Source organism: Stieleria mannarensis (genome assembly GCF_014154935.1).
GTDB lineage: Bacteria > Planctomycetota > Planctomycetia > Pirellulales > Pirellulaceae > Stieleria > Stieleria mannarensis.
The window spans coordinates 263,326-275,233 of record NZ_JACEHH010000003.1 but is presented as its reverse complement, the minus strand read 5'-3'; the positions used below and the strand labels follow the sequence as shown (position 1 = coordinate 275,233).

Here is an 11,908-nt window from a genome sequence, read left to right as displayed (position 1 = left end):
CCTTGACCGCTCCGCGGGCAGATTCGATGCGTCCCCTCAGCCGGGCGGCTGAGCGGAACAATTGAGGACAATGGTTCCTACACTGTTCCCCTGACCGCTCCGCGGGCAGATTCGATGCGTCCCCTCAGCCAGGCGGCTGAGGGGAACAATTGAGGACAATGGTTCCTACAATTTAGGGACTGACCGGTTGTGGTTCGCCGGACGGCTGCTCGGTTGGGTGGTACAGATTGGCGAGTTTCAGCAAAATCGGGAGGGCTTGTTGCCGAAGCTGGTCTTTTTGGGTTTCGGTATTGGACTGGCTGAACCGCTGTCTCAAAGCGCGGAGTTGCGATTCCATGTCGTCACGCGTCTTCAATTGCCGGTCGGTCAGTTGAATCCCGGAGTCGACGAACGGAAGGCTGAAACGGCCGGCCAAGTCGCCGTCAATCGCCGCGGATTCTTTCGATGTAGCCTTGCCCAAAACGAGCGACAACGAAGATCCCTTTCTGTCGCCGTTGTCGTCCAGCAACGCGTGCTCCGTCGCCAGCCGACCTTGTTCCCGGTAGAACCGGTCGACCTCCACCGCAGCTTTAAGGAATGCTTCACGCACACTGATCGAATCGTCATGGTCCAAGTCGGCATCGGCGGCGCCAAACGCGGCGGCAAAGTATTCTCCGAATCGGGCATAGTTCTGCTCCGATCCACTCTTGGTTGCCGTCACGATCACCCGGTCCTTCCCCGATAACCGGTTGATAAACGGACCGCTGGAAGACGTGCAATTGACGATCACCAGCGGACGCTGCATTGAATCAAGCCACGCGTTGATCTCTTTCGCATTCACGTCAGGCCCGACCAAATTAAAGTCCGCCGACGCTCCGTCCCACGTTCCATGTCCGATCAGAATCAACCACAGCGGGCGCACGCTGACGGACGAAACCTCGCCAGATAACACCGCTTTCAGTTGATCTTTGTCTGTCGTCCCAGAATCCGCCCGTCCCGGTCCAATGATTTGCATCGCAAGCTCTGCTCGCTCACAAGTCGCTTTCCATGCCTCAGCCCACTGCGCGAACGCCTCGCCGAACTCGTCCGTCCCCGCTGCTCCGACAACCACCAACACATCGACTCGCTTCGTGTTGTCGTCACCATGGGCGAGCGATCCGAGCAAACCGATGATCAACCCTAAAATCGCGATCCGCTTCCCAATGCTGCTCATGCCAGCCCCCTCCATCGACGAAATCCCCACTCTCCGCACAGGCAGCCGAGCGCCAACGCGATCACCCAACCGCGGTGCCAAAGAGGAAACACCCACGTTTCCATCACCGGGACCTTTTCAGATTTCAGCCGCCGCGAAAACAAACCCAAATCCTCTTCCCGAATGACGTCGCCTCCACTCTGTTTAGCAATCCGTTCCAAGAGCGGTCGATTGATCCCCAAGGTGTCGAATTCACGTCCGGCGATCTGGCGTGTCCATCCGGCGGTCGGCGTACCGACCAGTTCGCCGTCTTCGGCACGAACTTCTGCGGTCGCAATGTACTGGCCCGGCTGATCGTCATAGTAGGAGACCGCAAACGCCCCGGGAATCTCTCCGATCGGCTTGGCGTCCAGCGTGATCGAATCGCCACCGGGACGCACCACATTGACGGTGACCGTCGGATTCTCCAGCGGCAAGTAGGCTTCATCAAAGGCGTCGACGCGCAGCACCATCGAGTCGTCTTCGGGCGGTCCCTGATTCACCGTCAATTCCGCTCGTCGCGGAACGTCGCCGACCAACCAACGCGTGATTTGACGCCACGCCTGGGCGGCATCGTCGGGGTTTTGCGGATCGGGTTGCATCGACCAGCGCCAAAGGTCGCCAACACTGATCGCCCCCACCTTGCCTTTGCCGAACCGTTGGACCGCGATTGCCGGTTGCTTCGTTCCATCGGCGCCACTGACGGTCGCCAATGGATACGCCCCCGGTTTCAAGCTGCCGACTCGGTTGACCGAATCAAAAGCGGGCATGGTTCGCAACCGCTTGGTTTCGGCATCGGCGGTCTTTCGCAATCGCATCCACGGTTGCAGCATGCCTTCACGCGTCAACGAGAGCGAAAACCGTTCCGGCAACCCCGCAGCGGACGCAGCGACATAGACCGGCGACAGATCACCCAAGAACGAATCACCGAACGAACGCCCGCGGAACATTTCTTGCCCGCCGAGCATCAACAAGCCGCCTCCGCGCGAGGCAACGAACCGCCGCACCATCTCAAGCTGGTCCTGCGAAAAAAACTCCGGTTCGATGTCATCCAGGATCAAGGCGTCAAACCCGAACAGCTCCTCTTCCACTTTCGGAAACCCCGACGCCAACTCCTCGGTCTCCTTCACCCCGATTCGAATCATCACGGGTTCGTCATACTGCTCGGCCGTCTCTTCGGCATCCTCGCCCAAACCTTGGAATAGCGGGTTGGTACTGGACACCTCTTTGTCGCGAAAACTGAACTTGGGCTCTTTGTTGGCCATACGAATCAGCCCGGTCAATTCAACTTCCGCATCCTCGGAAATCGCCCGCCGCAAAAACTTGAATTCCCAATTCGGACGTCCGGCGACATACAGAACACGGTAGGGGCCGCCTTTTCGATCGACCGCGATCAATCGTGTGTTGTTGACCAACGTCGTTTCCGACGAATTGGCATCCTTTAGCCCGTCGAGTTCGTCGAACGCACCGCGATCCGTCTCACGAAACAGATCGACACGATAAAAACGCAACCCCACGTCGTTGGGCCGGAACTGGAACGACGCGCTGAACGCGTTTTCATTGGACCGCAAAGGCACCGTCTTTTCTTCGACCACCGACTTCTGCGCCAAGTCAGTCAGTCTGGCGATCACGGGTCCGGGAAAGGATCCGTCGATCGCGAACTGCACTGCAAGAGTCACCGGAGAGATCTCAAAATTCGTTTGCCGCACCGTCGTGCTGGTGATCCGCAAATCGTTCAGCCCCGAGGTTTGCGTGGGGATCACGGGGTAGATCGGGTGTTTCCATTCAGGCAATTCGTCCGCATCCTGGGGCATGCCCGGCGAATTGCCGTCGGTCATCAGCAACACGCCGGCGACCGGTCGCCCGTCGAGTCGTTGCGACAGTTCATTCAAGTTTTCAACCAGCCGGCTGCCCGTTCCTCCGCGGCGCAAATCGTCGACTTCACTGGCACTGGCCAATCGTTTGTCGAATCCGTAAATACGCGTCTCAAACGCCTGCGCCATCGAAGCAAAGATCGGTGAGTCGGCAGACATGTCGGATTCAATCCGGTCACGCCAGGAGTCGGTCGCACGTCCAATTTTCAGCTCCATCGAACCGCTGGTGTCGACAAGCACCGGCAACAGATTGGCTCGCGGACGTGGACGTTCCCCACGCTGCATCGGTTGCAGCAAACAGACAGCCAGGAGCGCGATCGCGATGAGTTTTAAAGTGACGCCAAACCACGCACCGGGGACTCGATTGCCACCGGTTTTGGCGTAGTTCCACAGCACCATGAACGTCAATAGTGTTCCGATGACGATGGCGGGGACCGTCCAGCGGGGAGACCCGAGGACGAGTTCTGCGATCAGGGGGGAAAATGAATCCAATGTCCTGCTCACCTTGGCGACTCCGACAATCCCGTTCCCAAATCAGCACTGCCGAGGTTCTCGTAGTAGCGGCGGACGGCTTCGGTGAATTGAGCCGGCACGGGGTCGCGGTCGATCGGAACCAGTTCATTTTTGGACGCCGTCCTGCGCAGCAACTCCGCCCGCACGTCACGTTTCAACTCCCTGAGCGGCTGCGCCACAAGGTCTTCGACCAGTTCCCACTTCGGCGGCTCGCCGTGTCGTTTCATGTCCGCTCGCATTTGACGAACCCGGTCGCGAATACTGCCCGCTCGGGCACGCAAATCGGCATCGCCCACCATCTCTTCGACGTCACGCATCTGATCGGACCAGCTGCGAAAATCACCGGTCAGCGGACCGATCGGCCCGCCACCGTCGCTCGGTGACTCAGCGGCAAAACGGCCGCCGAGCGAATCTTGACGTGATGGTCGCGAATCCGCCGACTCCTGCGGCCCGCCCCGCAGCCCCGGCTGCTGTCGCTGGCCCTGTTGTTGCCCTTGTTGCTGCCCTTGTTGTTGCCCTTGTTGCTGCCCTTGTTGTTGCCCTTGTTGTTGCCCTTGTTGTTGCCCTTGTTGTTGCCCTTGTTGTTGCCCTTGTTGTTGCCCTTGTTGTTGCCCTTGTTGTTGCCCTTGTTGTTGACCTTGTTGTTGACCTTGTTGTTGACCTTGTTGTTGACCTTGTTGTTGACCCTGTTGTTGACCTTGTTGTTGACCCTGTTGTTGACCCTGTTGTTGGCCCTGTTGTTGACCCTGTTGTTGGCCCTGTTGTTGACCTTGTTGTTGTCCTTGTTGTTGTCCTTGTTGTTGTCCTTGTTGTTGTCCTTGTTGTTGTCCTTGTTGTTGGCCTTGTTGTTGACCTTGTTGTTGACCTTGTTGTTGGCCCTGTTGTTGGCCTTGTTGTTGTCCTTGTTGTTGTCCTTGTTGTTGTCCTTGTTGTTGTCCTTGTTGTTGTCCTTGTTGTTGTCCTTGTTGTTGTCCTTGTTGTTGTCCTTGTTGTTGTCCTTGTTGTTGTCCTTGTTGTTGGCCTTGTTGTTGGCCTTGTTGTTGTCCTTGTTGTTGTCCTTGTTGTTGGCCTTGTTGTTGGCCTTGTTGGGTTTCTGGAGCTTCGCGTTGCAGTTCTTGTTCGGCGCCGCGGGCGAGTTGTTCGAGTTGCTGTGCCGCTCGTCGCAGGCCTTCGGTGGAGTCTCCGAGGACGGCGTCGGCCGCTTCATCGATACTCTGCCTCAGACTCTCAATTCCCTCGGCAGCCTCCTGTTCGAATTGTTCGGCTTGTGGCATGAAGCCTCGCCGGACGAGTTCGGCAGCGTTTTCCAATTGTTGCTCGGTTTGTGACCGACGCGCCTGGCGAAATCCGTCGTACAGTTTTTCGGCAAGCAGCGGTTCGGCCTCTTGGGCGTCTTTGACGGTTTGCTCCATCTTGTCGACCAGATCTCGGAATCGTTGGGCTTGGTTTTCAAGCTGCTGTGGAGCGGCGTCGGTCTGTTCGTCGCCTCGAAGTCCGGGCGAAGCTTTTTCGACCTGCTCGCGCATCGATTGGCTAATCTTTTCCTGTTCGTTTTCCAGTTCGGTCGCCTCCCGCTGCATTTGACGCACCGTTTCATCAAAGGCCCCGGCGGCGCGTTTCCGAAACTCCTCTTCCAGCTCTTCGAATTGGCGTTCGGCACGTCGGCCGGCGGCGAGTGCAGCCGAGGCGTCGTTTTGTTCGGTCGCTTTGGTCGCTTGCTGCAGATCTTCTCGCGACTCCTGCAACTTGTCTGCCTGTTCGCTCATCCGTTCGCTGTTTTCGGCCGATCGCATGCGAGATTCCAATTCGTCCGACAGGCGGAGCAGTTCTTGCTGCTGCTCGCGCAGGCGTTTGAGTTGACGGCGGATCTCTTCGGCCTCCTCTTCGTTTTCGGCCTGTTCGAGTGCCGATTGCAGTTTCGCCAATTCTTCGGTTAAATCCTCGGTGCGTTTGGCAAGTTCGCGCAATCGGCTCAGAACCTGACGGTCTTCCGCGGCGGCCTGCTGCGCTGCGGTTTGTTGTTGGGCTTGTTGTTGTGTTTCGTATCGGTTTTCGTCCTCGTCCAGTTCCAGGTCGTCGATCTGTCGTTGACGACTTTGGCCGCCGCCACCGCCTTGACTTTGTTGTTGTCGCTGTTGGCGTGTGATTTCGAACTCGCGGGACCTCAGTTTCAGCAGGTTGGAAAAACTACGTTGAGCGGACGAGCGGCTTTCACCGAGGTCGCCGGCGGTCAAGTTTTTGACGGTCGACTGCATGGCTTCGAGAACCCGCTCGCCGATCTTTTTTGATTCGGCGTCGGTCAAGTTGCCGGCAAGTTCCTGGAATTGAGCGATCGCATCGGTTTGTGAGTCGCTGATCGTCTGAATGTCCTCGGGGGCGGGTGTCGTGCCGCTCAGTTCCAGACGGATTTGATTCCAGATCGCGGTGATGATCTGTTTTTGCAGTTTGGCGAGTTCTTCGGCTTGCTGTTGTTGGGGCGACGGTTGGCCCGGTTGAGACGGGGGCGGCGAGTCGCCTTGACGAAAGATTTCTTCGAAGGGGCGGACGTCGGCAAAGAAGAGATCGCTTTCGGTGCGCCGCGGCGTACCATCCGGGCCGATGTCTTCGGCCCAGAAATAGTACGAGACCAAGTCGTCCGGTTTTGCCTTTAACGCTTCGAAATCGAGCGTGTGATCGACGGTCGAGTCGATGTTGCGGTTCAGGTTTTGCGCAAGTTCAACCGTCACTTCGGGTTCGTTTTCGATCGTGTAGGTGATCCCCGATTTCAAAACCCCGTAATCATCGCGGACGGTGGCGCGCAGTGGTAATTCCTGGAGTGCCGAGACGGTCACATCGCGAGCTTTTTCCAGTTTCAGTTTTGGCGGCTTATTGGGCAGCACCTTGATCGACAATTCGGGCGGGTACTTGTTCTTTCGCTGTTGGTCGTCCACCAAATTCAAAACAAAGGTTTCGGACTCGGTCGCTTTGACCGTTGCGAGGTAGGCTACGTAAGGTTCCGATCGATCGCCCGTCTTAGCATCCACCGTTTGAGTCGCCGGCGCACACTCGATCACGTCGCCATTTGTCCGGGTGAACGTGCACGAGAGGACGGGTTTGTTCAACAACAATCGCCACGTCACCTCGGTTCCTTGGACCACGCTCACCTTGACGGTATCCTCGACGGTTCGAGGCGTCATTTGCGTGTATTGAGGGAACTCCAACACGGCGTCGCTTTGCCGCAATTCAGGGAATTCGAAGACGTCGACCGAAAACGCTTGGCTGTTCCAATTCGGGGATTCGATTCGATAGGTCAGCGGCTGGTCGACGCGTGACAAAAACCCGCCGACGATCGGGTCGCTTAGGTTTTGTTTCATCAAAATTTCCGCCAGCGTCCCGTCGACGTTTTCGGTGATCAAGGTCGCCGATTCGGGAGCGGACACGCTGAACTGGGCGGTCACGACCAGGCTGGTGCCGCGCTCGATCGACACATCGCCCGGCAGCACGGTCACGTCCTGCTTGAAATCGCCGGCGGAGGTGGCGGCCCCTGGCAACAGCATTCCTTCGGCGCCCTGTCGGAAATCGATCATGGAGACGCCGATGGCGGCGGCCATGGCACCGGCGCCGAATAACCGCGACGCCCACAGGGACAGATTTGAAACGACCGTTTGCCAGTCATGCGAACGGAAGTGATCGTGCGTTTCACCGATCAGATGTTGCCCGAGCGGGCCGCTGGATTGCCGGGCGTCCAAACAGGCGGTTGTCATCAGCCGTTCGCCCAGTCCCGGAAATGCATTTTCAATTCGCGCCACCGTCGCCTGGACTCCGCCGGCCAAACGTCCGGCCAGGGCGCGCGCGGCGATCAAGGCGATCAGCAACACCGCAGCGATCATCGACCACGTCGTGGCATCGCCGATCTGTCCGCTCCACTGGGCACCGCGAAACATCAATGCGAACAACATCGCCAGGATCGCGAACACGGCCAGCAACCTCCAGAAGTGCCTGGACCGGATCCGACGAGACACGTGATGCATCTCGCGTTGAATTCGCGAAAGTTGACGCTCGGCCATCCCAACTTTGGAATCGAACCGGAGGTCGTTCCCCATGGAAGGTGTGTCGCTCATTGTTTCGTCGCCTGGGACGGAATTTCGATGTGGGTCAATTATCGTTGTTGCTCGGAACTAATTCATGCTTCAGCCTGCGGTGCGGGACGCTCCTTGGCGGCCAGCAAGGTTTCAGCGGCAATGAATCCGAGGGTGGCCAGGATCAACCATTGCCACCAGCCTTGTTTCGCTTCCAATTCGACATCGCGCAAGGCCCGCTGGGCAATCTGTTCCTGTTGCCTGGCCAATGGCGACGAGATGACGGCTCCGAACCCGCTGATTCGGTCCATGTCAAACGACTCGGTCTCGCTTTCGGACGGTTCGAGATTCACGGCAAAGGTCTCGCCGTCGATTTCGACAAACCCCGGTTCGGACGCGATCGAGCTGTCCGCGAGTGCGTCGCCAATGGTCAAGGATTCCGGGGCGAGTTGCAAATTCGGTCCCAGCGTTCCGAGCAGGATCGGAACAAATTTTGTCGACAGTGCAAATTGGCTTTGCGCGGGCTGCCAGCCGGTTGCCAGCACCCACAACTTGCCGTCGGGAACCTCGGGCGAATCATTGACGACGTCCCGTCGGACCAACAGCGGCGAACCGTCGTCCAATTTCAACGTGACCGCGAGCGAGTCGCCGAGACCCTGCAGTTGGCGGTGCTTCCAGATTCGGATGTTGCTGAAATCATTGACGCCAGGATCGGAGAGCGGCGCGATCAGCGACGACGTGAAATCGACCGAGGAAATCAAGCGATAGTCCTCCGCATCCGCCTCGCCGATCGTCAATTTTGGCGCCTTCAGCAACGCTGCGATCGCAGCACCGGTGGCGTCGTCGACGGGGCCATCCAAAACCACGAGGATCCGTCCGCCGGACGACAGGTATTGCTCCACCGCGTCGCCGTTTGCCGCTGCGGCCGATGAACCGCTGGCGATCACCAACGGCGTTTCGGTGGCGGAGAGTCCATCGGTCCAGTCGTCACGTTGCGTCAGATTAAAATCGACGTGGCGCGTCGCGTCCGACCAGGGCAATTGACGGGCGTAGAACGAAAGCGTTTCCCGCGCGGCCGCAGATGCTTCGATTGGCGCGTTGGTCTTGCTCATTTCCGCGAAACGAACCTGTTGGCTGACGCGGCTGGGGCGAATGAAGTGATACGTATTGTCGAAACTGTCACGATCGCCGAACACGTCAAGCGTTGCGGTCCGCGAACGCTTGTCTTTGTCACTGGAAGCATCCGTGGGTGCGGCATCCGGCAGTTTGACGGTAAAGAAGCGTGTTTGGCCTGGCGGCACTTGAACCACCGCGGCGTCATTGTCTTGTCCGTTGAAACGCAGCCGGAACGTCGATGTTTCTCCGTCATCGGCCTGCGAGACTTGGACACGGACCGCATTCCCCGCCGCCTCTCGAAGGGAATCATCGGTGTCGGCGGCGGTCCGTTGTGGCATCACGCGCAGGCTGACATTGCCGCGTGTGCTGGCGGTCAGCGGTTGCACGTCCAGCCAAACGCGACTGGGCCACTCGTATCCCTGCAACGTTTCGATCCCGGCACCACTTTGCAGATCACTTAGCAGCACGATCCGCGTTTCGATCGCGGCGCTGGCGATCGGATTGTTCGGCGTGGCCGCGGCGTTTTCGGAATCGCCGAGTTCCAACAGCGCGGCTTGATCGGCGGCATAGCGGATCGCTTTCCCGACGTCGGTGGAGAACCACGTCGGCGCCAGGGCATCGATCGCTTCCCGTGCGGCCGTTTTGCGAGTGTCGGCGACCAGTCGAGTTGATTCGTCGAGCGACAAGACGGAATGGGGTTCGGAATCGAACGCGATCACCGACAGCAGTGTCTCGTCGTCGGATTCATCCAGAATCGCCATGGCCTTGTTTTTCGCCTGGTCCCACAATCCGGCACGCTTCATGCTGGCGCTTTGGTCGATCAACACGACGACCGCCTGTTTGACGCCGGCGACGGAGTCCGATTCGGAGATCGGCAGGAACGGCCTGGCGAAGGCAAAGGCCAGCAGCAGGATCGCGGCACAGCGCAGCAACAGCAGCGGCCAATTCTCCAAACGACTGCGCCGCGTCAATCGTGGCGGTGTCGAATCGAGGAACATCAACGAACTGAATTCGACTTCGCCGCGGGGCTGACGGCGGATCAGGTGAAAGATGATCGGCCCCGCGACGGCCAGCGCCCCCAGAAAGTACAATGGTGCCAAAAAACTCATTGGCGTCCCCCTTGGCTGATCGACCGGAATCCCGATTTGCCGAGTCGGTTGCGGGCGTGGATCAGGCTTGAGAGCGCCAAATCGAGCGGTTTGTCGGTGACAAGTTCGTAATAACCAACGCCGGTCGATTCACAAATCGATTCGATCTGGCGGCGGTGCTGCGAAAACCGCTCGGTGTAGTTCGCCTTGGCGGTGGTCGGGTCGACGTAGATCTGACGCCCGGTTTCGACATCGGTCACCATCGCGGGGTTGACAATGCCCAGGTCGAGTTCGCCGGGGTCGATCATCCGCAACAAAACCACTTCGTGACCGCGAGCCCGCAGCGCCGCCAATTGCGTCTTTAGCATCCCTGGTGGTGCCAACAGATCACTCATCAAAATCACCAGACCGCGGCGGGGAACCAGCGACGTGACCTGCCGCAGCGGCGCTTCGATGTCGGTGCCTTTGCCCTCGGCCGGCCGCGAGAGTTCGACCAGAATTTGGTGGAACTGCTTGGCACCGAGTTTGGCCGGCAGGAAATCACCGAGTTCGGTATCGAAGGTCAGCACACCGACGGCATCGTGTTGCATCGTCAGAAAGTACGCCAGAGTCGCGGCGACCGTGCGGGCGTACTCGATCTTGTTGTACCCGATCGAACCGTAGCTCATCGACCGGCTTTGATCGACCACCAAATAGCAACGTCGGTTCGTTTCGTCTTCGAATTTCTTGATGAAGTAGCGATCGCTGCGGGCGTAGAGTTTCCAGTCCAGATTGCGCAGGTCATCGCCGGGGACATAGGCTCGGTACTCGCTGAATTCGATCGAGCTGCCGTGGGTCGGACTGCGGTGCAGGCCCGAGAAGAAGCCTTCGACGACGGTCTTGGCGCGCAGCTTTAGACTCTTGATGCGCATCAGTGCCGACGGATCGACCCCGGCGCGATCATTCGTGTTGGAATTCGATCCGACCGCGGACGGTTCGGCTGTCGCAACGTTGCTCATGGTTTGGGAATCGTCTCAAGCAACTTGTCGATGATTTGTTCGATCGTGACACCCTCGGCTTCGGCCTTGTAGGTCGGCAGCACGCGGTGGCGCAGCGTCGGGTGAGCCAGCGCGACGATGTCTTCGGTTTGGACATGGGCGCGTCCCATCAGCAACGCCCGCGCCTTGGCACCGAGCACCAGGGTTTGCGAGGCCCGGGTTCCGGCGCCCCAGCCGACCCACTCGTTGACAAACTCCGGCGCCCCCTCGCGATTGGGCCGCGTGGTTTGGGCGATCTTGACGGCGTACTCGGCGATCGGCGTCGCGATCGGGACTTCGCGAACCGTTTGCTGGAACTGCAACACGTCTTCGCCGGTGAACAACGGATTGATCGGTTCCGGTTTGGACGCGGTGGTCCGCAACACGACCGACAACTCGTCCTCCGGCGGCAGGTAATCGATTTTGACATTGAACAGGAACCGGTCCAGTTGAGCTTCCGGCAACGGATAGGTGCCTTCCATCTCGATGGGGTTCTGCGTCGCGAGGACGAAGAACGGTTCGGGCAATTCGTACCGAGTTCCGGCGGCGGTCACCTGATGTTCTTGCATGGCTTCGAGCATCGCGGCTTGCGTTTTTGGCGGCGTCCGGTTGATCTCGTCGGCCAGAATCACGTTGGCGAACACGGGGCCTTTGACAAAAGTCAAACTGCGATGGCCGTCGGTCGATTCCTCCAGAATCTCCGTGCCGACGATGTCCACGGGCATCAAGTCCGGTGTGAATTGAATCCGGCTGAACTGCAGGTGAAAGACTTGGGCGACGCTGCGGACCAACAACGTTTTGGCCAATCCGGGCGGTCCGGTGATCAAGCAATGCCCTCCGGCAAGCAGACTGATCAACAGTTGTTCGATCACGTCGTGTTGTCCGACGATGGTTTTCGACAATTCGCCGACGATTCGTTCGCGGGCTTGCTGGATCTGCTCGACCACGTTGGCTTCAGTGACTGACATTGGCAAGTTGACTACGGGCTCCGGACAATGAAAAACTTCACGGGCGAGACGCCAGCGATGGAAGT

General features: G+C 58.7%; 6 protein-coding genes. All 6 read right to left on the bottom strand.

What is annotated here, in order from left to right:
• Positions 1-172 precede the first annotated feature (172 nt).
• Positions 173-1,192 carry a hypothetical protein gene (locus tag H1B37_RS03535; protein ID WP_182865219.1) on the bottom strand — a complete coding sequence of 340 codons (1,020 nt, stop codon included), beginning with the start codon at positions 1,190-1,192 and terminating at the stop codon, positions 173-175.
• Entirely contained in the window at positions 1,189-3,588 is a 2,400-nt protein-coding gene (locus tag H1B37_RS03530) for a hypothetical protein (RefSeq protein WP_182865218.1), read from the bottom strand. Before H1B37_RS03530 ends, H1B37_RS03535 begins: the two co-directional genes overlap by 4 nt.
• Positions 3,585-7,697: a DUF4175 family protein gene (locus H1B37_RS03525; RefSeq protein WP_220498011.1), complete on the bottom strand. Its 4,113-nt coding sequence runs from the start codon at positions 7,695-7,697 to the stop codon at positions 3,585-3,587. Before H1B37_RS03525 ends, H1B37_RS03530 begins: the two co-directional genes overlap by 4 nt.
• A gap of 62 nt (positions 7,698-7,759) precedes the next feature.
• Complete coding sequence (locus tag H1B37_RS03520) at positions 7,760-9,880, bottom strand: BatA domain-containing protein (protein ID WP_182865216.1); 2,121 nt, start codon at positions 9,878-9,880, stop codon at positions 7,760-7,762.
• Entirely contained in the window at positions 9,877-10,857 is a 981-nt protein-coding gene (locus H1B37_RS03515) for a DUF58 domain-containing protein (protein ID WP_182865215.1), read from the bottom strand. The genes H1B37_RS03520 and H1B37_RS03515 overlap by 4 nt, the downstream gene beginning before the upstream one ends.
• On the bottom strand, positions 10,854-11,843 hold the full coding sequence (locus H1B37_RS03510; protein ID WP_182865214.1) for an AAA family ATPase: 990 nt from the start codon (positions 11,841-11,843) through the stop codon (positions 10,854-10,856). The genes H1B37_RS03515 and H1B37_RS03510 overlap by 4 nt, the downstream gene beginning before the upstream one ends.
• Positions 11,844-11,908 lie beyond the last annotated feature (65 nt).

Excerpts from the sequence above, each read along its gene's own strand:
- H1B37_RS03520 (WP_182865216.1), bottom strand. The coding sequence starts at position 9,880 with ATGAGTTTTTTGGCACCATTGTACTTTCTGGGGGCGCTGGCCGTCGCG.
- H1B37_RS03510 (WP_182865214.1), bottom strand. The coding sequence starts at position 11,843 with ATGTCAGTCACTGAAGCCAACGTGGTCGAGCAGATCCAGCAAGCCCGC.
- H1B37_RS03525 (WP_220498011.1), bottom strand. The coding sequence starts at position 7,697 with ATGAGCGACACACCTTCCATGGGGAACGACCTCCGGTTCGATTCCAAA.
- H1B37_RS03515 (WP_182865215.1), bottom strand. The coding sequence starts at position 10,857 with ATGAGCAACGTTGCGACAGCCGAACCGTCCGCGGTCGGATCGAATTCC.
- H1B37_RS03535 (WP_182865219.1), bottom strand. The coding sequence starts at position 1,192 with ATGAGCAGCATTGGGAAGCGGATCGCGATTTTAGGGTTGATCATCGGT.